We start from the raw sequence: 22343 nt of genomic DNA, 5'->3' as shown, positions 1-22343 counted from the left end.
GTGTTACGTTGCAAAGGCTCAACAGTCAATCATCGCTCGCAACCAAGTCTAAGCTATTTCCGAACATCCACTTTGCGTGCAAATCCAGTCAGCACTTTCACATTATTTCTCGGGAGCGCCCCAAGCCCACTCACTCAGGTGAGATGGAAGTCAAAAGACCGGGTTTACCGTTCGTAGTACAGATGTCTGCAATGTAGTCAGCCAACCGAAAGCAACTGTTATGGCGAGATAGAATCGACCACAATAATGGCAGGGACCTCAGCTGGGGTTTGTGGCGGAGAGACAGGGATTCGAACCCTGGAGACGGTTTCCCGCCTACACACTTTCCAGGCGTGCGCCTTCGACCACTCGGCCACCTCTCCGTGGGCGCGATATTTGGACCATCGCCGGGGGATTTGCAAGGGGCGATTAAAGCGAAAATTCAACCTTCCGCACATACGCCACACACGCGGTTAAACCTCGTCGCCGTCCCCGTCGCTCAGATCGGCCTCGGTCATCTCGACGGGTGCTGAGGATGGCGGATTTGAAGGCGGTTTCGCCGTGTCGCTCTCTGGTTTCTGCTGCAGTACCGATGGTTTACCCTCTAAGGCCTCAGGGTTGCGCAGCCAGACATCGCGCTGCGCGAACGGGATCTCGATCCCTTCCTCGACAAAGCGGCGATTGATCTCGTGGTTCATGTCGGACTTCACCGACAGCACCCAGTTCACGTCACGCAGAATGGCGCGAATCTCGAAGTCCAGTGAATCTGCACCGAAGCCCTGAAACACCACGCTGGGAGCCGGATGCGCCAGCACCATCGGGTGCGAATTCGCTACCTCCCCTAGGATTTTCTCTACCATGCGGGTGTCGGTACCATAGGCCACTCCCACCGGCACGATGACCCGCCCAATGGTGTTGCCGCGGGTGTAGTTCGTGACTACGCCGCTGATCAGGTCCGAGTTCGGGACGATCACGTCGGTCCGGTCAAACGTCTCAATCCGCGTAGAGCGCACCGAGATGTCGCGCACATAGCCCATCATCCCGTTCACATCGATCCAGTCCCCTTTCGAGATCGGACGTTCGACCAACAAGATAATGCCCGAGACGAAATTTGATACGATGGTCTGCAGGCCGAAACCGATACCAACCGACAGCGCACCGGCGACGATGGCCAGCGACGACAGGTCGAACCCGGCCACCATGATGGCGACCAGCGCCGCAAGGAATATCCCGACATAACCGGTGCCCGCCGCAATTGCGTTCTGCCCGCCCGGATCGATGCTGGTTTTCGGCAGCAGCGAATTGCGAAGGCCGCTTTGCAGCAACCGTGTCAAGCCAAAGCCGATGGCGAACACCACCAGGAAGGTAAAGAAGTTGCTGGGTGAAATCGTGACGCCACCGATGTCAAACCCTAGCAGCAGTCGAGACCAGACTTCGAGCAGGTCGGTTCGCCGCGCGCCCCAGTACAGCGCCAGAATCGGCAGGGTCAGGATGGCGATGGCAAAGCCGGCCAACACTGAAAACAGCGAGTCCCGCGCGGACTCACCCTGCCCGCTCAGCCAACCATAAACCGAGGTCAGGAATCGGTGGAAGATCGCCAGCGCCGCAAAAAGCACCAGCGTTTTCACCGCCGGGAAAACAATCGCCTCGGCCGCATTGGTATAGCCGACGAGCGCCAGAATCGGGCTTGCCATCCCCAACAGGAATAGAGCGCGGCGCAGAAACTCGATGATCTGAGTAAGACCGGCACCGCGTGGCGTTTCACTAGCTTCGGCGTCGTCCTCCGCCGGCCTGCTGGTTCGTATACGGCGGATACGCAGCAGGATCATAGCGGTGCCAAAAACCACCGGAAAGCTGATGACTGCCCGAGTTGCGTCTGAAATGTTCTCGATCTGATCGAACAACAGCCCGAATTCATATGCGATCAAAAAGATCGCCAGAATATCAAGATACACCCGCAGCTCAGTGACATTCTTGCGGGACAGGCGATTGAAGTTCTGCGCCGCCTGCGCCAGATACAGCTGACGTCCGATCCAGTCATAGTAAAAGATAAGGGCGGCCCAATATGGCACGTTCTGGATCAGCAATGTGCCGCGCAGCCCCAGAAGACCGGTCATGATGATCGCCTGAACCAGCAGCCAAACACCCAGCCATGGCAGCAGTATGCGCAGCAGCGAAACCAGAAACGACCAGACGCCGATACCGCGCCCGCCAAGGCTGCGCATGTATTCACCCGCGGCCTCGGACCAGTAGCGCCCGTAATACAGCAGCACAGCCGCAGCGAGGGTCAGGAACAGGATACCCAGACCGCGATCCCGCAGACGGTCCTGTACGATATTGGCCTTCAGGTTTTGTACCGACTCGCCAATCAGGCCGCGTACGGATTCGACGATGTCGGTCCAGGCCGGACCCCAATAAACCGGGTTGATCGGAGATGGTCCGCGTTCTAGCAGCTCTTTTTTCTGCCTGTCGCGCAACAACCGGTCGATCTCGCTGATCAGACCGTTGGCGCGGCTGAAGGCCTCTTCCGAGATGATCCGCGGAACCTGCAGGCTGGTCAGTTGATCCTCAAGGTGGGCCCGCAATTTGGCGATTTCTTCGGGCTCGGTCGCGTCTCCTTCGGGCGCGGGTCCAAGCGCCTTGATCTGGGCATCCAGCGTCTGGATGCGATCCGTATTGGCACTGCGCGCCTGGTTAAAACGTTCACGATAGTTGTGGATTTCGGACCGCAGGTTCTCCAGCGCCGCGTTCGACGTTCTGTCGGCTTCGATCTCGGTCTCGGCACGGTCCGCCGTTGCCAGCCAATTCTGGTAGAACTCGCTTTGCTGATCGGTCAGCTCGGCTGCCACGGGGCCGCCCAGCATGGCAAAGCAAACCAGAAAAAGCGCTAGAAACAGGCGGACCTGCCGCAGCATCATACGTCCTCGAACACGCCGGGGATGCTGCGTGGGGCTTCGGTCATCCAGTCCGGCACCGGCAGCTCTTTTTCACGCAGGAATTCAGGGTTGAACAGTTTCGACTGGTAGCGCGTGCCATAGTCACACAGGATCGTCACGATGGTATGACCCGGCCCCAGATCCTTGGCCAGACGCACGGCACCGGCCATGTTGATTGCAGTCGAGCCACCCATGACCAGACCTTCTTCGCGCAGCAGGTCAAAGATGTAAGGCAACGCCTCGTTGTCAGTCATCTGATAGGCATAGTCGGGCTTGAACCCTTCGAGGTTCCTGGTGATCCGCACCTGTCCGATACCTTCAGCGATCGAGCTGCCCTCCATCGCGATCTCACCGGTGGTGTAGTAGGAATAGAGCCCCGCCCCCATCGGATCGACCAAAGCGATCTTCACGCCTTTGGGCTGCAGCGCGTCGGCCACACCGGCCAGCGTACCGCCCGAGCCGACCGCGCTGACAAAGCCATCCACTTTGCCGTCTGTCTGTTCCCAAATCTCCGGACCGGTGGTTTCGACATGGGCCTGACGATTGGCAACGTTGTCGAACTGGTTTGCCCAGATCGCACCATTGGGTTCTGTCTGCGCCAGTTCCTCGGCCAGGCGACGCGAATAATGCACAAAGTTATTCGGGTTTCGGTACGGAGCGGCCGGAACCTGCACCAGCTGGGCGCCCGCCAGTCGCAGCATGTCTTTCTTTTCTTCCGACTGGGTTTCCGGGATCACGATCACCGTCTTGAACCCCATCGACGCGCCGACCAGCGCCAGACCGATGCCGGTGTTACCCGCTGTACCTTCGACAATTGTTCCGCCGGGTTTCAGCTCACCCCGCGCGACTGCGTCACGGATGATGTAAAGCGCCGCGCGATCCTTGACCGACTGACCCGGGTTCATGAACTCGGCCTTGCCGAGTATTTCGCACCCGGTCTCTTCACTGATGCGCTTCAGCCGGATCAGCGGTGTTTTCCCGACTGCGTCGGCAAGGTCTCGTGCAATGCGCATGGCGCCCTCATATCATTACGTATCAACGAAGATTTACAGATGCCGTGCGACAACCACAAGCGGCGATCCTCACCCCCGCAGACGGTCACGATGCCGGGCCAACCAGTTGGCCAGCGAAAGCAGAGGTAAATCCTTGAATTCGTTGCTGTCTACCTTCTGCAAAAAGGTGTCATAGGGCAGGATTTGCGTGCGAATATCCTCGCCTTCGGATTCCAGCCCGCCGTTGTCGATGGTCCGGGTCAGATCACCCAGTCCAACATAGAGGTAAATATACTCGGTCGACGACCCGCTTGAGGAATAGGCCCCTCCTGCGTATTCCAACGCGTCCAGTGTGACCTGCGCCTCTTCCTGCGCTTCACGGTATGCAGCCTGTTCCGGGGACTCTCCGGGGTCGATCATGCCAGCAACCGGTTCCCACATCCACGGCTCGGGGTCATCGATCAAAAAAACCGGCGCTCGGAATTGCTCGACCAGCAGAACAGCATCACGGACCGGGTCATAGGGCAGCACGACCACGGCGGCCCCTTGCATCAGTCCGCTTCGGTGCAGAACCGGCCCCATGGTCCCGTCATGCTGACGGTGCTGAACCTCCAGTTCTTCGATGCCGAAATAGTTTACATAGGCGCGCTTGTGGCTTTGCACGATAACGTCCATGGCCGTGTCGCGCGGATCGCCTGTCCGACGCTTACGCGCAGCCAGTCTGGCCCATGCGCGGGTACGAATAGGCGCGAAATTGCGAGCAATCGTTGCCGCATCGACCCTGCCGTAATAGGCAAGCTCTTCCTGTGCGGCCAGCAGAGTCACTTCGGACCATTCATCGACCCAACCCTGAAGTGACCACGGCCCCTCCGGGGTCCAGAGACCCGGCTCGGGAAAGAACACGCTGGTACCAGCCTTTGATCCGTCCGCAAGCAGGACATTTTGCGGACTGAGATCATAGTCAAACCCGCCTTCGTAGTAGGCCAGCCTGTTCAGGTCCTCTTGGGTAAATCCCTGCACGAGCAGACCTTCGGCCTCGCTGCCTTTCTGCAGCACGATCATCGGAAAAGCCTGCCCAGCAACGGTGTAAACTGCGTGATCTGGCAGACTGGCCTGCGACACCGTCAATTGCGACAAAGGGCGGCCAATCACAAGCTCAAGCAGCGGCTGATGCCTGAGCGTGCCATAAAAAAACATATCGGACACTGGATTGAAACTCGCGCTGAAATCCGGAGGATTATCGCCAGCGGCGGCTGGCTTCTTCGGTTGCAAGACCGGCGATAAGTGCTCCGATCAGCAAAGTCCACAGAATTTCTGGTGCCAGCAGAAACTGGCTGTATTCGATCCCGTTTTTGAAGATACCGATCAGGGCATCGAACGGCCCATCATACCGATGGCGCATGGCCAGGCGGAACATCTCATTGCAGCCCTGTACAAATAGACCCCAGAATACAAGTGCGGCAATGCCCGTCAGCCCGTTATTGACCGCACCGGTCCAGCCCCTGCCAACGCGCTTTCCCATGATCATCCAGCCACACACCAACCCAATGATCATGTTGACTGTCGTGAACGCGCCATAATCCTTACCCTCTTCGCCGTTGTCGATGATCATGCCTGAAACGATAAAGGCCACCACCAACAGGCAAATTGCAGCAACGAGACGCGGAGCACTAGGCATTCGGTATTTCCGTTTGTTAACTGGGTTTTGCTATAGTGATCTGTGTCACATCGCAGTTACCAGTGTCAAAGGCTGCGCCGCATGCGGTCAAATAATAATTCCACATGCGGCGGAAACGCTCATCAAACCCCATTTCGGCAATTTCGTCCCATTTTTCGTTAAACGTATCGTACCAACGGCGCAGCGTCAGATCATAGCTTTTGCCAAATTCCCGAGATTTCACCACGTTCAACCCCGCCTCCGAGACCTGCTCTTTCAGGATTGAAGGTGTCGGAAGCATTCCACCCGGAAAGATATATTTCTGAATAAAATCAACACCATTCTTGTAAATGTCCCAACGGTGATCTGCAACGGTGATGATCTGTAACGTCGCATGTGCACCGGGTTTCAGACGCTCGCGCACGGTTTCGAAATAAACCGGCCAGTATTTTCGTCCGACGGCTTCGAACATCTCGATCGAGGCGATCCCGTCATATTGGCCCTGCTCATCGCGGTAATCCTGCAACTTGAGTTCAACAAGGTCGGAAAGTCCCGCTTTTTCAATGCGCTGTCGCGCAAAATTCAACTGTTCCTGGCTGATCGTCAAACCTGTGACCCGAAGGCCACGTTCTTTCGCGGCATATTCGGCGAAACCACCCCAGCCGCAGCCGATCTCAAGGATGTGATCGCCGGGCTTTGCGCCCATTTCATCGACGAGGCTGGCGTATTTCGCAGTTTGCGCCTTTTCCAGACTTTCCTGCCCTGTCTCGAACAACGCGCTGGAATAGGTCATCGTCTCATCCAGCCACAAACCGTAGAAGTCATTCCCCAAGTCGTAATGATAAGAGATGTTCTTTTTGGCCTGTCGACGATGGTTCCGATGCAGCCAGAAACGCAGCCGTTCGTAAGCCTGCACCAGGAACTTACCGGTGAAATCGTCATATACAGTCTCGGTGCCCAGATGCACCAGATCCATGAAGGATCGCAGATCCGGGGTGCTCCAGTCGCCTTCCAAGTAGGCGTCGGAAAAGCCCAGTTCTCCTTCGCGGATCAGTCGAGCAAAAACGTCCGGGTCGTGGATATCAACCCGAGCGACCGGCCCGGGTTTGGACCCTTCGGACCGAAAAATTCGGCCGTCGGGCAACGCAATATCCATCCGACCGGACTCCATCCGGTTCAGCATCTTGAAAACTTGACCAAAGTACCTGGGCAGGTCTTTCTGCCCTTCCGTTGTCGTTAGGATCATCCGCTCTCCCCTGTGCGGCCTTGGTTCAAAGCTAGGTCGAGTTTGTGTTTATGGCAAGTTTTCAGTTCCTTACCCGGTTTTTCGGCCATCATAGGCCGCCAAAGCCCGCGCCCGGCCAACGGCAAGATCGACTATCGGCTCCGGGTATTCAGATGTGGGATCAAGCGCCCATGAGCGTGGCACCGCTTTAAAGTACGACAGTGCACTAGCCGAGGGCGTAGCCTGCCCTTCGGCAATCCAACGTTTAAAACAGGCTCTGTAAGGGTCGAATTTTTCCTGTTGAGTCTGCGGGTTAAATATCCGGAAGAACGGCGCGGCATCAGGCCCCGAGCCTGCAACCCACTGCCACCCCATCGCATTTGACGCTGGGTCCCAATCGATCAGACACTCAGCAAACCAGTCCATACCGATTTTCCAGTGCGTCATCAAATGCTTGGTCAGATAGCTGGCCACGATCATGCGGGCCCGGTTATGCATGCGACCGGTCACATACATCTGCCGCAAGCCGGCATCCACCGCCGGAACGCCGGTGCGACCCCGTTGCCACGCGACGACTTCGGGGTGGCCTGCATCCGTATTCCACGGGAAAGCGTCCCATTCCTGTTTCCAGTTTTTGGTCAGCAAGTGCGGTGCGTGGAACATCAGATGATAGGCAAACTCGCGCCAGACCAGTTGGCGCAGGTAGGCCTCGGTGCCCTGCGCACCCGTCATTGCCGCACGCTGGACCGCATGCCAGACGCTGCGCGGACCGATCTCGCCCAAGGACAGATATTCGGACAAATCCGATGTGCCATCCAAATCCAGACGATCCCGATCTGCTGAATAGCCTGAGATTCGGTCCAAAAACCCGTGCAGAGCCTCAAAAGCCGCATTTTCACCAGGCCGCACATATGCGGCAACAATTTCTGCCCCGCGATTCATTTCCCTACCCAATTTCCATGCGGCCAGATCATCGGACCCTGGCCATTTCCGAGGCGCCGGGATCGCCAAAGGCGCAGCCTCGGGAGCGGCAACGTCCCGCCTCTGAACGGCCCGCCACATCGGAGTGAAAACCCGGAAGGGCTGACCGGTCTTGGTGGCCACGGTCCACGGCTCGAACAACAAATGGCCCGCAAAGGACGTGGCCTCGATACCCGGCCCATTCAGAGCCGATTTGATACGGGTGTCGCGGGCAATTGCGTCCGGATCATAGGTCCGGGACCAGTAAACAGCGGTCGCCCCAGTTTCCTCGATCAGGTTCAGCAATTCAATCAAAGCGTCCCCGCGCCGCAGGATCAGGCGACTGCCAGCCTTTCCAAGGGACTGGGCCAAGACCTCGAGCCCAAGCCCAAGACGCCATTTTGGTGCCGCGCCCAATGCCTCGACAAGGTTGTCCAGAATAAAGACCGGAATGACAGGACGCCCAGTTCGAACCGCAGCACTTAGCGCGGGATGGTCCGACAGGCGCAAGTCCCGCCGGAACCACATGATGATCGGAGATTGAGTGTTTTTCATATCCGCCCGGTTGTTTTCTTCGCATTACGAAGCCGAACGGAAACCGGATCACAAAACAGCGTCAAGTGCGTTCAATAACTGATCAATTTCCTGTTGAGTGGTATAGTGCGTAAAGCTGACCCGCAGCACACCTTGCGTCGCGTTCACTCCCATCGCCTGCAGCGGGCGTACGGCGTAGAAATCACCGCCACCCGCCATGACCCCGTGATTTGCAAGATCGGCCGCGACGGCTTCGGCGTTCCGGTTCAGGGCCAGTGCAACGGTTGGCGCGCGGCGTGTTGCGTCCGATGTCCCTATCAGTCGAACAGTATTGCGATCCTTGACCGCGTCCAGAACCGGTTGCAGCAAGGCCACTTCCTGACCGCGCATCAGGTCATGCACGAACGCTCCGCGTTGGGTTGCCCCCTCGACGGGTCCATTGTGGTGATCACACAGCAGATCGACATAGTCCGCCATACCCGCGCTGGCCGCGATCTGCGCGTGATCGGGTCCTGCCGGTGTGAACCGCTTGTAAAGCACATCGCCGTTGAAAAAATGCGCCTGATTGGGCAGCAATTCCCCAAGAGATCGTCGGATCACCATGCAGCCCTGATGCGGGCCATATGTTTTGTAGGCCGAGAACAGGTAGATATCCGGCCCAAGGTCACCGACATTCGGAAACCCATGCGGCGCGTAGGACACGCCATCCACGCAGACAAACGCCCCCGCCGCGTGGGCAATGGCAGTGATGTCCGTGACCGGGTTGATCTCTCCAATCACGTTTGAGCAATGCGGGAAACAAACCAGCCGGACTTTTTCATCCAATAGGTTTTCAAGGTCCTGCGGGTTCAGCGATCCGGTTTCCGGGTCAATCTGCCATTCGCGGATTTCGATCCCGTCCTCGGCGAGACGCCGCCATGGTCCGGAATTGGCCTCGTGATCCTGATTGGTCACCACGATGGCTTCACCGGGTTGCATCCACTGCCTAAACGCCTGCGCAAGCACATAGGTGTTTTGCGTTGTAGAAGGCCCAAAGCTTAGCTCATCAGCATCCACACCCAAAACCGCAGCCATGCGGGTGCGGGCATCATCCATCTCTTCTCCGGCCAAACGACTGGCGTCATAGGGGCCATAGGGCTGCACCTTGCGCTGTGTGTAATAGCGCGTAAGCCTGTCCAGTACAGGCTTGCAGGTGTACGACCCGCCCGCATTTTCAAAGAACGCCTGTCCTTGCAGACTGGGCTCGGAAAAAGCCGGGAACTGAGCCCGAACGAAATTGATATCCAGAGTGCTCATGGCACACCTCTCCTCATTCATGCAGCTTGTTCCGATACGATGCCCGCGCATGATTTCGGACAACTCGGAAATCACGGCAGGTCTTCCAGCCCAACCACAGCCCCGGTTGAAACCAAAGACATGGGCAGTCTTTCCGGGCAGAACGGGCCACCCTAAGGACGCGGATACTTAGACAAGGACGAGGATATCGGTCAACCCGGCCTAAAAGAAAAAAGCCCCGACGCATGTCCGGGGCTTTTCGTCGTGAAGTTGAACTCAGCGCCGGCGTTTTTCGTTCGCCAAACCGATGAAAATCGATACGCACATCAGCACCAGCACGATCGCAAATGGAAAGCCGGTTGCAATCGCGGCGGCCTGCAAGGCGCCAAGCCCGCCGCCCAGCAACAGTACTACAGCAATCGCGCCCTCAAGGATGCACCAGAACACGCGCTGCGCCGTCGGGGCATCGGTTTTGCCGCCTGCTGTGATCGTATCGATAACCAGCGAACCCGAGTCCGAGCTGGTGACAAAGAACACGACAACCAGGATGATGCCGACAAACGAAAGCAGGCCGGTCATCGGGAAAGCTTCGAACATCTTGAACATCTTCAGCTCAAGCGCTGCGTCCGACAGGCCCTGCGCTGAACCGGACATCACCTGATCCAGCGCCGCGCCACCGAATACGCTCATCCACAGCGCGCCAACTACTGTTGGGATCAGGATCACGCAGGTCACGAATTCGCGAACGGTCCGGCCACGCGAAATGCGGGCGATGAACATGCCAACAAAAGGCGACCAGGAAATCCACCACGCCCAATAGAAGGTGGTCCAGCCCTGCATGAAGTTGGTGTCTTCGCGACCGACCCAGTTAGACAGAGCAGGCAACGCAATGAAGTACTCGATCATGCTGTCGAAAAAGCCGGTCAGAATTGCGACGGTCGGGCCAACGATCAGCACCAGAAGCAGCAGAGCTGCGGCCAGGATCATGTTGGCTTCGGACAGGCGTTTAACCCCCTTGTCGAGGCCGGCAACAACCGAGATCAGAGCAAACACCGTGATCAGCCCGATCAACAGCACTTTCATGCCATCGGTAATCGGAACGTCGAACAGATAGTTCAGACCGGCCAGCGCCTGCGTCGCACCCAGACCCAGCGAGGTCGCCAGACCGAAGATGGTGGCAAATACCGCCAGAACGTCAATGATGTGCCCCAGCGGACCCCAGGTCGCCTCGCCAAACAGTGGGTAGAACACCGAACGCATGGTCAGCGGCAGCCCCCGATTAAAGCTGAAAAAGGCCAGCGCCAGCGCCACGACAGCATAAACGGCCCAGGGGTGCATACCCCAATGGAAGATGGTCGCAGCCATTGCCAGCTTTTTCGAGGCTTCCGGGTCTTCCAGCCCTGCCCCCAACGGCGCCCAGTCAGTGCGCAACCCGTCTTCACCGACAGCAACACCGCCAATCGATGACCCATAGTGCGAAATCGGCTCGGCCACGCCCCAGAACACCAAGCCGATGCCCATGCCCGCAGCAAACAGCATCGAGAACCAACCGGCATAGCTGTAATCCGGTTTGGCATCGTCGCCACCCAGGCGGATCGAGCCATAAGGCGTGACGATCAGCAGCAGCGAAAACACCACAAAGATGTTGGCCGCGATCATGAACACCCAGTCGAACTGGCTGGTCAGTGCCGGACGAAGCCACCCAAAGAATTCGCTCGCCTGCTCGCGGAACACGAGCGAGAAAAACACGAATGCAATGATGGTAAGCCCTGAAACGGCAAAAACAGGATTGTGAACGTCCAGTCCCATAATCTGGACGTTATCCTGACCGACTTCATAGTCGGTCTCCGAGCTTTCGGACATAGTTCCTCTTCCTTCCTTCTTCGATGCTCAGGACATTCAATATCCCTTGCCGAAGAGGGTTGGCTGAGAAGACCACATATATCGAGAAAACGACAAAGATCGCAAAAAAAACGTATTTCGGATTGTGTCTGTTGCGAGCCTGCAGAATCGTCATCACCGCACAGAAAAGGCCGGGATGAAAACCCGGCCTGCACATTCAATTTGTTCGAACTAGCCCTGAACTTTGGTGTAGGTGCCTTCACCCGCCAGAATGCCCCGGAAGCCGCCGGGCTCATCCAGGCCAAAGACAATCAGCGGGAGGTTGTTGTCCCGCGCCAACGCGATGGCCGAGGCATCCATTACGCGCAGCCGCTTGGCCAACACGTCATCGTAAGTGACCGTGTCATACCGCACCGCGTCCGCGTGTTCTTTGGGGTCTTTGTCATAAACGCCGTCCACACCGTTCTTACCCATAAAGATCGCCTCACACGCCATCTCGTTGGCCCGCAAAGTAGCAGCCGTATCGGTGGTGAAATACGGGTTGCCGGTCCCGGCGGCAAAGATACAAACGCGCTTCTTTTCAAGGTGCCGTACGGCCCGTCGGCGGATGTAGGGCTCGCAGACCTCATCCATACGAATGGCCGAGATGACGCGGGTGAACACGCCGATCTCTTCCAATGCCGACTGCATACCCAGCGCGTTCATTACAGTTGCCAGCATTCCCATATAGTCAGCGGTTGTGCGCTCCATCCCCTGTGCCGAGCCGCTGAGACCGCGGAAGATGTTGCCACCTCCGATCACCATACAGATCTCAACGCCCAGATCGTGCACCGACTTGACCTCTTGCGCGATACGCTGAACCGTGGGCGGGTGCAGGCCAAACCCCTGATCCCCCATCAGTGCCTCGCCCGAGATTTTCAGCATCACGCGGCTGTACTTTGTTTTGGGGGTCTCGGTGGTTTCGAGTGTTTCGGTCAGGCTCATGTTGCGCTCCGGGCTGGCACGGGGTTAATTTCCGGCGCAAAATGAAGCAAAAACTCCGCAGGTTCAATGCGGATGGTGAGGATTGGGGCGTACCCGGATGGCCAACAACGAAAGTTCGCAGATTTGGGACCGCCTGCCCCCGATAAATGAGGATCAGCCCGTGCTGATCGCGGGGCCGACAGCCTCGGGAAAATCGGCGCTGGCCTTGCAGATCGCAGAGACCTTCGGCGGTGTGATCCTGAATGCGGATGCCAGCCAGGTCTATGATTGCTGGCGGGTGGTTTCGGCGCGACCATCAGCCGAAGAAGAAGCCCGCGCGTCGCATCTGTTGTATGGTCATATCGCCTATGACCAGGACTATTCCACCGGCCACTGGCTGCGCGAGGTGACACCGCTGCTGTCCTGTGAACGGCGACCAATTATCGTCGGCGGCACCGGCCTGTATTTCTCGGCCCTGACCGAAGGAATGGCCGATATCCCCGCCACACCGCCCGAGGTTCGAGCAGACGCTGACGCAATGGACCTGCCGTCGCTGATCGCTGGTGTGGACGCGAGGACGCTGGACCGTATCGACACTCAAAACCGCGCCCGTGTTCAACGCGCGTGGGAAGTATTGCATGCCACCGGGCGCAGCTTAAGCGACTGGCAGGCCGACACTCCGCCTCCGGTTCTAGACCTGTCTGGCACGATTCCAATCGTTTTTGACGTGGACAAGGAATGGCTGCTGGACCGCATCACCCGGCGCTTCGATCAGATGCTGGACTCCGGCGCGCTGCAAGAGGTCGAGGCGATGCGCGACCTCTATGATCCGTCCCTGCCGGCCTTCAAGGCCATCGGTGTGCCCGAACTGATGGCTTATCTGGACGGTAAGATGAGCTTGGACGCCGCCCGAGAACGCGCGACAATTGCCACCCGTCAGTTCGCCAAACGCCAGCGCACCTGGTTCCGCGCGCGGATGAGGAATTGGAATCGGGTAGATTTCTCAAAATGATACACCAGTCTCCTGATCGGTTTTTCTGAGCGATTCTCCGAAAAGGACGAATCCGCCGGTTCACCACTGTATACATCGCGATTACACCTTAACCCGGGCATTGCGGACCTTATAACAATCCCCGACCATGTCGCTTTTGTACCATTAATGACGATTTCGAACATTGACCTCATACAAATTCTGGGGCCGAATGGACCTATGGGGACATGCAGAACTCAAAAAAACCGTGAACCTGCTGCCGGAAGCTGACCGGTTCGAGCGGTTCCAATCTTCATACAAAACAAAATATGTCATCAGGGAGAGACATTGATGAAAAACCAAACCATCACCGGAGCCCCGATTCACTGGGCCGCAGAAATGCACGCTCAGGAGTATCGTGACGGCAAACTGAACCGGCGAGAATTTCTGGCGCGCGCCACCGCGCTGGGTGTTGCCGTGCCAGCGGCCTACGGTATGATCGGCCTGCAATCACCTGCTGCGGCGCAGGAGCCGCAACGAGGCGGTACCATTCGCTATCAGATGGAAGTTCGCGCGCTGAAAGATCCGCGGACTTATGACTGGACACAAATCGCTACCTTCACCGCGGGATGGCTCGAGTATCTGGTTGAGTACAACAACGACGGATCGTTCAAACCTATGCTTCTGGAAAGCTGGGAAGCCAATGACGACGCCACCGAATACACCCTAAACGTTCGTCAGGGCGTGAAATGGAACAATGGTGACGATTTCACCGCCGAAGATGTTGCGCGTAATATCACCGGATGGTGCGATTCCTCGGTCGAGGGCAACTCGATGGCTTCACGGATGGCGTCTCTGATCGACGAGAGCACCCAGCAAGCCGCAGACGGTGCTATTACTGTTGTCGACAGCCACACGGTCAAGCTGAAGTGTAACGCCCCGGACATCACAATCATCCCCGGCATGGCCGACTATCCCGGCGCCATCGTGCACAGCAGCCATGATCCCAACACAATGTTGGACAACCCGATCGGCACCGGCTTCATGCTGCCTGAAAGCCACGAAGTTGGCGTGAAAGGTGTTCTGGTTCGCAATGAAGACTTTGACTGGTGGGGATATGAAGCCGGTAAAGGCGGCTATATCGACAGGATTGAGTTCATCGATTACGGCACCGACCCTGCCGCTTTCCTTGCTGCCTATGAGGCCGAAGAAATCGACATGAACTGGGAGTCGGTCGGTGAATTCGTCGATATCTTTGACGGCATCGGCCTTGTTCGCTCGGAAATCCCGTCGGGCTTCACCATCGTCATCCGTCCCAACCAGCTGGCCGAAGATGCAGACGGAAACAAAATCTACGGTGACAAACGCGTACGTCAGGCCCTTGCGATGGCTGTCGACAACGCGGTCTGCCTGGAGCTTGGCATGTCAGGCTACGGTATTGTTGCCGAAAACAGCCACGTTGGTCCGATGCATCCTGAATACAACTCGGAAGTACCTCGTATTCCATATGACCCAGCCGCAGCCAAAGCGTTGATGGACGAAGCCGGTATGGGTGATTTCGAGCACGAAGTTCAGTCCATCGATGACGATTGGCGCCGGAACACTACTGCGGCAGTTGTTGCCCAGCTCAATGACGCGGGCATCAAGGCCAAACACACGGTTCTGCCGGGGTCGACCTTCTGGAATGACTGGACAAAGTACCCGTACTCTTCGACAAACTGGAACCACCGCCCGCTTGGCACGCAAATCCTTGCGCTGGCCTACAAGTCAGGCGTTGCATGGAACGAGTCCGGTTTCTCGAACGAAGAGTTCGATACATTGCTGGCCGAAGCAAACTCCATTTCCGATGTGGACCGACGCCGCGAAGTAATGGGCAAGCTGCAGGCGATCATGATCGACGAAGGCGTGGTCATCCAGCCCTATTGGCGGACCGCGATGCGCCATCACCGCGACAACATGGTCGGTGTCGAAAAGCACATCGCAGACCTGCCCCAGCTCTATAAATTTGGCTTGTTGAGCTAAGCCCAAACTTATCAGGCCGCGCCTCAAAGGCGCGGCCTTTTCGTCCTAAACGCGGCGACACAAAAAACAGCAATGCGTGGAACCAGATGACCTTCGCGCTAGCCTACCAACAGGGGCCAACATGGGACTTTTCATTCTAAAGCGTGTAGGCATCATGCTCATTACAGCATTGTGCCTGACATTCTTGGTCTTTTTCCTAACCAACCTTTATCCCAACCTCGAAAAGCTCGCGAAAACGCAGGGCAATTTCCGGATGTCGGATGAACAGGTTGCAAGCTTTCTGGAAAAAAACGGATATCTTCAGCCGATGCCGGTCAAATACGGCGAATGGCTGGGCGTTCTGCCCTCCTTTCGGCATACAAATGAGGACGGCTCTGTTCAGGGCAGATGTATCCTACCGGGTGAATCTGCAGAAGATGCCCCGAAATTCTGCGGCATTCTGCAAGGGTACTGGGGCTATTCCACTGTCTTCAAAGAGGAAGTTTCTACCGTTGTCGGAACCCGTCTTGGCCTGACTGGCAGGTTGATGTTCTGGGTGATGTTGCTGATGGTCCCTTCAGCGCTGATCCTTGGCGTTCTTGCTGGTATGAAAGAAGGATCCGCCACCGACCGGACCCTTTCGACCTTTGCGATCACCACCACGGCGACACCGGAATACGTGTCGGGTGTGATTTTCATCGCCATTTTCACCTCGTCCGCTGTGGGCCTGAAATGGTTCAAGGGTACCGCAACGCAGGCGATGGAGAACCCGACCTTTGAGAACTTCTTCTTACCGGTTCTAACGATTGCGCTATACGGGATGGGCTACATCGCCCGGATGACCCGCGCGTCGATGACCGAGGTGATGACGGCACAGTACATACGGACTGCACGCCTCAAAGGTGTGTCTTTCTCGAACATCGTCATGAAACACGCGCTGCGCAATGCGCTGATCGCACCGTTTACCGTCATCATGCTGCAATTCCCGTGGTTGCTGAACGGTGTCGTGATCGTTGAGACCCTGTTCAACTACAAGGGCTTCGGTTGGGCACTTGTTCAGGCGGCAGGCAACAACGACATTCAGCTGCTGCTGGCGATTTCGGTCGTATCGGTCTTTGTGGTGCTGGTAACGCAGCTGATATCGGATATCGGCTATGTCTACCTCAACCCGCGCATTCGCATTTCGTAAGGAGGGATAGAACATGGAACCACTTACCTGGACCGGCTCTATCGCCCTCCTGAACCCGTTGCTGATGATCGCGTTGGTGGCACTTCTGGTGTCGATCGTCGTCTGGATTGTAGGCAGCATCGTGCTGCCGGAAACGCCGGTCAGCGTGAATGTCGACGGAACGATCAGTTCTGGCTCGGGCCTGCGCGGCCTGACCCAAAAAGCACTGCAATACAGCTTTGCAGCCTGTGTAGCGTTGGCGTTGGCCTATATCGTGCTGGGTATCTTAATGGGCACCAGCGCGGGCATCATCGGCGCGATCTCGCAGCAGTTCCTGCCTGTCTGGCTGTCGCTCATCATCCTGTTCGCCATGTCGATTGCCTTTAAGCGCAAGCTGGGTCTCTACGGCAAACTTTTTGACAGCCCCATTGGCATGATCGGCTTCGGCCTTGTGATGTTCTGGGTCTTTACAGGCATCTTCGGCGCCATGGACCTGATCATCACCCACAATCCTCTGGACCAAGTATCGGGCATGAAAAACAAAGTCCCCGGAACACCCTTGCCGTCCACAGAGGAGGGTGCGTACGCTTGGTACCTGCTGGGCGGCGACAATTTAGCACGCGATGTGTTCAGCCGCATGGTCAAAGGCGCATGGATCGTGGTGCAGATCGCACCCTTGGCGACCATGTTTGCCTTCATGGTCGGGATCACTCTGGGCCTGCCCGCCGGGTTCTATGGCGGCCGTCTGGACACGCTCCTTTCGTTCCTTGCCAATCTGATCCTCGCCTTCCCGGTGATCCTGTTGTTCTACCTGCTGGTCACCCCGGAGATCGTGGCAACCGGAGTGCCAAACTATATGGCGGCAGTACTGTTCGTATTCCCAATCCTGTTCCTGGGCGTTCTGTTGAACTCACGGTTCTATACAAGGCCGAACTTCCGCACCCCGTTGCTGATCGGAGTATTGGGCATCGCGCTTTGGCTGTATCTGTCGTTGATCACGACCGGTGGCTACATCATCAATACCGACAGCTATCGCATCTGGGGACTGCCAACGTATCTGGACCTGTTCGATATTCCCGGCGGCATCCTCGTTGTGTTCGTTTCGGTTGTCTTCGTGAACTCGCCCACCGTGTTCCGTATCGTTCGGGGATTGGCCTTGGACATCAAAACGCGGGACTACGTGGCGGCGGCCCAAACGCGTGGTGAAGGTCCATGGTACATCATGCTGTGGGAAATCCTGCCCAATGCACGTGGTCCGCTAATCGTCGATTTTTGCCTGCGGATTGGCTACACCACCATTCTTCTGGGGACATTGGGCTTCTTCGGGCTGGGCCTGCCCCCGGAAAGCCCGGACTGGGGCTCGACGATCAACGAGGGGCGTAAACTCTTGTCAATCTACCTGCACCCCGCCCTTCCGCCTGCGCTTGCCTTGTTGTCACTGGTTCTTGGTCTGAACCTGCTGGCCGACGGTTTGCGCGAGGAAAGTCTTAAGGACTGATGTGATCGAGGCCGGGGGGGCAGCCCCCCGGTTCCCCGAGATTTTTAGCCAGATGATGGGACGTCCCTGACTCTCGCGAGGAGAAACACAGATGAACAAACTGGCGGAATATGACGGGCCAATTCTTGAGATCGACAAGCTGTCGATTTCCTTCTTTACCCGCCTGCGGGAAATCCCTGCGGTGATGGATTTCTCGGTCAGTGTGCAACCCGGCGAAGCCGTAGGATTGGTTGGAGAATCCGGTTGCGGCAAGTCCACCGTTGCGTTGGGCGTCATGCAGGACCTTGGCAAGAACGGACGGATCGTTGGTGGCTCGATCAAGTTCAAGGGGCGCGATCTGTCCGAGATGACAACCGAGGAACTGCGCGACATTCGCGGCAATGAAATCGCGATGATCTACCAGGAACCGATGGCCTCGCTGAACCCGGCGATGAAAATCGGCAAGCAACTGATGGAAGTGCCCATGATCCACGAGGGCGTGAGCACTGAAGAAGCCTACAACCGCGCCCTCGAAGTCGTAACTGACGTGCGCCTGCCCGACCCCGAGCGGATGTTGAACTCTTTCCCGCACCAGTTGTCGGGTGGTCAGCAACAACGGATCGTCATCGCCATGGCGCTGATGTCGAAACCGGCGCTGTTGATCCTGGACGAACCAACCACAGCCCTGGACGTGACCGTCGAGGCTGCCGTGGTCGAGTTGGTCAAGGATCTGGGTAAGAAGTACGGCACCTCGATGCTGTTCATTTCACACAATCTCGGACTGGTTCTGGAAACCTGCGACCGACTTTGTGTGATGTATTCAGGTGAGGCGGTCGAGCGCGGCTCGATCCACGACGTATTCGACGAGATGCAGCACCCCTATACGCAGGCGCTGTTCCGCTCGATCCCGTTGCCGGGGGCAGACAAGAACGCGCGGCCTCTGGTGGCAATACCTGGGAACTTTCCACTGCCTCACGAACGCCCGCCGGGATGTAATTTTGGCCCGCGCTGCGACTATTTCGAGGAAGGCCGCTGCGACGCGCAGAGCATTCTGATGGAGCCAGTGCCCGGCAATGATCGCCACCACACGCGCTGCTTGAAGTTCCAGGAGATCGACTGGAACGCGCCGATCACTTTGGGCGAACAGAAGGATAAAGGTGAAATTGGCCGCGTTGTCCTAAAGATGGACAACCTTAAGAAATACTATGAGGTCGCCGCCAACGCCCTATTCGGCGGTGGTGAGAAGAAGGTCGTTAAAGCCAACGAGACGCTCAGTTTTGAGGCCCACGAATCCGAAACGCTTGCCATTGTGGGCGAATCCGGATGCGGTAAATCCACCTTTGCCAAGGTCTTGATGGGTTTGGAAACGGCAACGGACGGCCAAATCCTGCTGGACAACCGCAACATCGAAGATGTCCCGATCGAGGAACGCGACGCCAAAACCGTTGGCGAAGTTCAGATGGTCTTCCAGAATCCGTTTGACACGTTGAACCCATCAATGACCGTCGGCCGTCAGATCATACGCGCGCTGGAAATCTTTGGCGTGGGCAAATCCGAAGCCGAGCGCAAGAAGCGAATGCTGGAATTGCTGGACTTGGTGAAACTGCCCCGTGCCTTTGCCGAGCGCATGCCCAGACAATTGTCGGGCGGGCAAAAGCAGCGTGTCGGGATCGCCCGCGCCTTTGCAGGGGACGCCAGGATTGTGGTCGCAGACGAACCGGTGTCGGCCCTCGATGTGTCGGTGCAGGCCGCTGTGACAGATCTGCTTATGGAAATACAGCGCGAGCACAAAACCACGCTGCTGTTCATCAGCCACGACCTTTCTATCGTGCGCTATCTAAGCGACCGGGTGATGGTGATGTATCTGGGCCATGTGGTCGAGTTAGGGACCACCGATCAGGTCTTTGCGCCGCCCTATCACCCCTATACCGAAGCGTTGCTGAGCGCTGTTCCCATAGCGGACACGTCAATCGAAAAGCAGCATATCGTTCTGGAAGGGGATATCCCGTCGGCGATGAACCCGCCCCCGGGCTGCCCTTTCCAAACCCGGTGCCGGTGGAAGTCGGAAGTGGCGGGCGGGTTGTGTGAGCGCGACGTGCCTCCGGTAAAAAATCTGGCCGACGGGCATCAGGTCAAATGCCATCTGTCCGAAGAAATTCTGGCCCGCATGGAACCGGTGATCAAGATCGCGGCCGAATAAGCCAGTCAACCGCAGTTCAAGGGCGCCGGAAATGCACCGACGCCCTTGTCATGTTTCTAATCCGTAGCTTTCTTATACGTAGCGCAAATAGCGCTCGGATCTCTGCCGGTATGCAATAAATGGTCACAGTTTTTTAGTGAGCACTTTATGCCGCTCGTCACCAACGGTCGCGCGCGAGCTGTATTGGGCCTGCACATGCCCGGCGCGTTCTGCACCAGCACGACGGCCCCGTTCTTTCCATTCTAAATCGTGCAGGAGTTGGGTCGCCTGCCCTGGAGTATCAGTGATTACAGCTCCTTGGTTGTCTTTCTGACGGTCACGCTCAACCGCAGCTTTGCCGCACGGTTGGGCAGCGGTCAGTGATTTGCGCTGCTGATCCATGCATCCATCCCAGTGTATGTGATCGTGTTGATGTCGGTTCTGATCTGGCCGTCTTCCAGAATGCAGATCTCGGTCGGGGTGCAGGGGCTCAATCTCAGAAAAAGTTCGTTATCGAAGATGTACGGCTTTGGCCGCATCACCGCCGAGCGCTACTGGATCGATTTATCATCACTCAACGCGTGGCTAAGGGCGATGACTTCGCAGGGGTAGATGGCAGGTCGTGCGCAGGATTTTTTTCACCGGGCAATGGGGTGCGGACTGAGGTGGCAAAGAAACCGCAAAAGCCCGGTTCCGGTGCCGACCGGGTGTCGCGGTTGGCTGTGACGGCTTGCCAACGGCGCATGTTCTGTGCAGCGGCGCCCTGACCCTGCTTTACGTGCGCAAGGCCGGTCTGCCCGATTTCGCGCGCTGGCAGTTCTGCTGATTACGGCCAAACTCCGCAAGCGCCGCGAAGTCGGTGCGACGTGACAAAAAGGATCGCTTAACCGCCCCAGATCACTTTCACATAGTCCTGGGTTTCTTTGTACGGGGGAACGCCGCCGTGTTTTTCAACGGCCTGCGGCCCGGCATTATAGGCCGCCAGTGCCAGACGCCAGGATTTGAACTTACGGTACTGCCAGGACAGATACCGCGCCCCACCCTCCAGGTTCTGCTTCGGGTCATGCGGGTTCACCCCCAAAAGCTGCGCAGTGCCGGGCATCAACTGAGCCAGCCCCAAGGCGCCCTTGTGGGATCTCGCGTGCGGGTTCCACCCGCTTTCCTGCTGCACCAGACGCAAGAACAGCTCTTCCGGGACATTGTGCTTGCGCGCGGCCTGCCGGGCCAGAGTCATATACTGCCCCCGGTACTTACCCGTGTAGCGTTTGTTGAAACTGGCACTGGACTTTGCCCTCTTGGGTTTCAACCGCTCGGAGTCGCGATACTGGGTTGCGGCACGCGAATCTAAAATCTTGGATTGTTTTAGGAAAATGTCCTTCCGGCTTTTCGTCGACAACGTCTGCGCAGTCACCGGGACCGAGACCAGAGCAAAGCACGTAACCAAAAAACAACTAACCAGAAATCGCATTTACGCCAATCTCGCTCGTTCAGGAACTCTATGGAGTATAGATATTTCAGTTAATAATGAAAGCTTGGTAAACCGAGCCCCGGTATATTCTTGCTGAGTGTTACCTACATGAACCGTGTTTCAACCACGACGCAGGCCGTATAGGGTCGCTGGGAAACTCTGCGCCAGATTCGGGCGCGCAAACGTCAATTCAAAACGGGGAAGTACATGGCGGGTTCAGTCAACAAGGTCATTCTGGTCGGAAATCTTGGCCGCGATCCCGAGGTCCGGACATTCCAGAACGGTGGCAAGGTTTGTAACCTGCGCATCGCAACGTCCGAGACCTGGAAAGACCGCAACACCGGTGAACGCCGCGAGCGCACCGAATGGCACTCGGTCGCGATCTTCAACGAAGGCCTTGTCCGCGTGGCCGAACAGTACCTGCGTAAAGGGTCCAAAGTTTACCTTGAAGGTCAGTTGCAGACCCGCAAATGGCAGGATCAATCGGGTCAGGATCGGTACTCGACCGAGGTGGTCTTGCAGGGGTTCGGCTCGACTCTGGTGATGCTGGACGCCCGCGGTGAAGGTGGCGGCGGCGGTTTTAGCGGCCAGTCGGGCAGCTACGGCGGTGGTCAGGCCGGTGGCGGCTATGGCGACCCCTATGGTGGTCAATCCAGCGCCCCTGCCCCGGCATCCGGCGGTATCGACGACGACGAGATCCCGTTCTAAGTCAAACGG

Annotated in this window: 18 protein-coding genes and 1 tRNA gene; 7 read left to right on the top strand and 12 right to left on the bottom strand. The window is 57.2% G+C overall.

The window, feature by feature from the left end; translation table 11 throughout:
- Positions 1-272: 272 nt before the first annotated feature.
- The 10 genes from ACR1XY_RS03390 to pyrH all read right to left on the bottom strand — a co-directional run bounded on the left by ACR1XY_RS03390 (position 273) and on the right by pyrH (position 12384).
- Positions 273-362, bottom strand: a tRNA-Ser gene (locus ACR1XY_RS03390).
- A 90-nt stretch (positions 363-452) separates the two neighbouring features.
- Positions 453-2894 (bottom strand): DUF3772 domain-containing protein, encoded by a 2442-nt coding sequence (locus tag ACR1XY_RS03385; protein WP_480589860.1) that lies wholly within the window; start codon positions 2892-2894, stop codon positions 453-455.
- Positions 2894-3928 carry a cysteine synthase A gene (locus ACR1XY_RS03380; RefSeq protein WP_480589858.1) on the bottom strand — a complete coding sequence of 345 codons (1035 nt, stop codon included), beginning with the start codon at positions 3926-3928 and terminating at the stop codon, positions 2894-2896. Before ACR1XY_RS03380 ends, ACR1XY_RS03385 begins: the two co-directional genes overlap by 1 nt.
- 69 nt (positions 3929-3997) lie before the next feature.
- Complete coding sequence (locus ACR1XY_RS03375; RefSeq protein ID WP_480589875.1) at positions 3998-5104, bottom strand: NUDIX domain-containing protein; 1107 nt, start codon at positions 5102-5104, stop codon at positions 3998-4000.
- Between the two features lie 40 nt (positions 5105-5144).
- Positions 5145-5585 carry a TrgA family protein gene (locus ACR1XY_RS03370; protein ID WP_480589856.1) on the bottom strand — a complete coding sequence of 147 codons (441 nt, stop codon included), beginning with the start codon at positions 5583-5585 and terminating at the stop codon, positions 5145-5147.
- A 16-nt stretch (positions 5586-5601) separates the two neighbouring features.
- Positions 5602-6810: a class I SAM-dependent methyltransferase gene (locus ACR1XY_RS03365; RefSeq protein WP_480589854.1), complete on the bottom strand. Its 1209-nt coding sequence runs from the start codon at positions 6808-6810 to the stop codon at positions 5602-5604.
- Between the two features lie 69 nt (positions 6811-6879).
- Entirely contained in the window at positions 6880-8304 is a 1425-nt protein-coding gene (locus tag ACR1XY_RS03360) for a cryptochrome/photolyase family protein (protein ID WP_480589851.1), read from the bottom strand.
- Between the two features lie 48 nt (positions 8305-8352).
- On the bottom strand, positions 8353-9579 hold the full coding sequence (locus ACR1XY_RS03355) for an aminotransferase class V-fold PLP-dependent enzyme (protein WP_480589849.1): 1227 nt from the start codon (positions 9577-9579) through the stop codon (positions 8353-8355).
- A 255-nt stretch (positions 9580-9834) separates the two neighbouring features.
- On the bottom strand, positions 9835-11421 hold the full coding sequence (locus ACR1XY_RS03350) for a BCCT family transporter (RefSeq protein ID WP_480589847.1): 1587 nt from the start codon (positions 11419-11421) through the stop codon (positions 9835-9837).
- Positions 11422-11631: 210 nt separating this feature from the next.
- Complete coding sequence (gene pyrH / locus ACR1XY_RS03345; RefSeq protein ID WP_480589845.1) at positions 11632-12384, bottom strand: UMP kinase; 753 nt, start codon at positions 12382-12384, stop codon at positions 11632-11634.
- A 97-nt stretch (positions 12385-12481) separates the two neighbouring features.
- Between pyrH and miaA the strand changes: the two genes are divergently transcribed.
- The 5 genes from miaA (at position 12482) to ACR1XY_RS03320 (ending at position 20179) form a co-directional block, all read left to right on the top strand.
- The gene (gene miaA, locus ACR1XY_RS03340; protein ID WP_480589843.1) at positions 12482-13375 is read left to right on the top strand and encodes a tRNA (adenosine(37)-N6)-dimethylallyltransferase MiaA; all 894 of its coding nucleotides are present in this window, start codon (positions 12482-12484) and stop codon (positions 13373-13375) included.
- 309 nt (positions 13376-13684) lie between these two features.
- Entirely contained in the window at positions 13685-15355 is a 1671-nt protein-coding gene (locus ACR1XY_RS03335) for an ABC transporter substrate-binding protein (protein ID WP_480589841.1), read from the top strand.
- A 121-nt stretch (positions 15356-15476) separates the two neighbouring features.
- Positions 15477-16523, top strand: coding sequence for an ABC transporter permease (locus tag ACR1XY_RS03330; RefSeq protein ID WP_480589838.1), 1047 nt, complete (start codon positions 15477-15479; stop codon positions 16521-16523).
- A gap of 13 nt (positions 16524-16536) precedes the next feature.
- Entirely contained in the window at positions 16537-18000 is a 1464-nt protein-coding gene (locus tag ACR1XY_RS03325; protein WP_480589836.1) for an ABC transporter permease, read from the top strand.
- A gap of 91 nt (positions 18001-18091) precedes the next feature.
- On the top strand, positions 18092-20179 hold the full coding sequence (locus tag ACR1XY_RS03320; protein ID WP_480589832.1) for a dipeptide ABC transporter ATP-binding protein: 2088 nt from the start codon (positions 18092-18094) through the stop codon (positions 20177-20179).
- A gap of 123 nt (positions 20180-20302) precedes the next feature.
- Here the strand turns inward: ACR1XY_RS03320 and ACR1XY_RS03315 are convergent, their stop codons facing one another.
- On the bottom strand, positions 20303-20560 hold the full coding sequence (locus ACR1XY_RS03315; RefSeq protein WP_480589829.1) for a hypothetical protein: 258 nt from the start codon (positions 20558-20560) through the stop codon (positions 20303-20305).
- 30 nt (positions 20561-20590) lie between these two features.
- On the opposite strand from ACR1XY_RS03315, the gene ACR1XY_RS03310 reads away from it, so the two are divergent.
- The gene (locus ACR1XY_RS03310) at positions 20591-20770 is read left to right on the top strand and encodes a hypothetical protein (RefSeq protein WP_480589827.1); all 180 of its coding nucleotides are present in this window, start codon (positions 20591-20593) and stop codon (positions 20768-20770) included.
- Between the two features lie 271 nt (positions 20771-21041).
- On the opposite strand, the gene ACR1XY_RS03305 is transcribed toward ACR1XY_RS03310, so the two are convergent.
- A complete protein-coding gene (locus tag ACR1XY_RS03305; protein ID WP_480589824.1) occupies positions 21042-21626 on the bottom strand; it encodes a lytic transglycosylase domain-containing protein in 585 nt (194 codons plus the stop codon).
- Between the two features lie 207 nt (positions 21627-21833).
- Here ACR1XY_RS03305 and ssb point away from each other — a divergent pair, with 207 nt between their 5' ends.
- A complete protein-coding gene (gene ssb / locus ACR1XY_RS03300) occupies positions 21834-22334 on the top strand; it encodes a single-stranded DNA-binding protein (protein ID WP_480589822.1) in 501 nt (166 codons plus the stop codon).
- The last annotated feature ends 9 nt before the right edge of the window (positions 22335-22343 follow it).

The sequence above is a fragment of the Ruegeria sp. AD11(2025) genome, assembly GCF_056542405.1.
The sequence above is the reverse complement of the archived record's forward strand: the minus strand, read 5'-3'. Positions and strand labels throughout refer to the sequence as shown.

Bases quoted from the DNA above. Each gene is read 5' to 3' on its own strand.
- ACR1XY_RS03385 (WP_480589860.1), bottom strand. From the start codon at position 2,894: ATGCTGCGGCAGGTCCGCCTGTTTCTAGCGCTTTTTCTGGTTTGCTTT.
- ACR1XY_RS03380 (WP_480589858.1), bottom strand. From the start codon at position 3,928: ATGCGCATTGCACGAGACCTTGCCGACGCAGTCGGGAAAACACCGCTG.
- ACR1XY_RS03375 (WP_480589875.1), bottom strand. From the start codon at position 5,104: ATGTTTTTTTATGGCACGCTCAGGCATCAGCCGCTGCTTGAGCTTGTG.
- ACR1XY_RS03370 (WP_480589856.1), bottom strand. From the start codon at position 5,585: ATGCCTAGTGCTCCGCGTCTCGTTGCTGCAATTTGCCTGTTGGTGGTG.
- ACR1XY_RS03365 (WP_480589854.1), bottom strand. From the start codon at position 6,810: ATGATCCTAACGACAACGGAAGGGCAGAAAGACCTGCCCAGGTACTTT.
- ACR1XY_RS03360 (WP_480589851.1), bottom strand. From the start codon at position 8,304: ATGAAAAACACTCAATCTCCGATCATCATGTGGTTCCGGCGGGACTTG.
- ACR1XY_RS03355 (WP_480589849.1), bottom strand. From the start codon at position 9,579: ATGAGCACTCTGGATATCAATTTCGTTCGGGCTCAGTTCCCGGCTTTT.
- ACR1XY_RS03350 (WP_480589847.1), bottom strand. From the start codon at position 11,421: ATGTCCGAAAGCTCGGAGACCGACTATGAAGTCGGTCAGGATAACGTC.
- pyrH (WP_480589845.1), bottom strand. From the start codon at position 12,384: ATGAGCCTGACCGAAACACTCGAAACCACCGAGACCCCCAAAACAAAG.
- miaA (WP_480589843.1), top strand. From the start codon at position 12,482: ATGGCCAACAACGAAAGTTCGCAGATTTGGGACCGCCTGCCCCCGATA.
- ACR1XY_RS03335 (WP_480589841.1), top strand. From the start codon at position 13,685: ATGAAAAACCAAACCATCACCGGAGCCCCGATTCACTGGGCCGCAGAA.
- ACR1XY_RS03330 (WP_480589838.1), top strand. From the start codon at position 15,477: ATGGGACTTTTCATTCTAAAGCGTGTAGGCATCATGCTCATTACAGCA.
- ACR1XY_RS03325 (WP_480589836.1), top strand. From the start codon at position 16,537: ATGGAACCACTTACCTGGACCGGCTCTATCGCCCTCCTGAACCCGTTG.
- ACR1XY_RS03320 (WP_480589832.1), top strand. From the start codon at position 18,092: ATGAACAAACTGGCGGAATATGACGGGCCAATTCTTGAGATCGACAAG.
- ACR1XY_RS03315 (WP_480589829.1), bottom strand. From the start codon at position 20,560: ATGGATCAGCAGCGCAAATCACTGACCGCTGCCCAACCGTGCGGCAAA.
- ACR1XY_RS03310 (WP_480589827.1), top strand. From the start codon at position 20,591: ATGTCGGTTCTGATCTGGCCGTCTTCCAGAATGCAGATCTCGGTCGGG.
- ACR1XY_RS03305 (WP_480589824.1), bottom strand. From the start codon at position 21,626: ATGCGATTTCTGGTTAGTTGTTTTTTGGTTACGTGCTTTGCTCTGGTC.
- ssb (WP_480589822.1), top strand. From the start codon at position 21,834: ATGGCGGGTTCAGTCAACAAGGTCATTCTGGTCGGAAATCTTGGCCGC.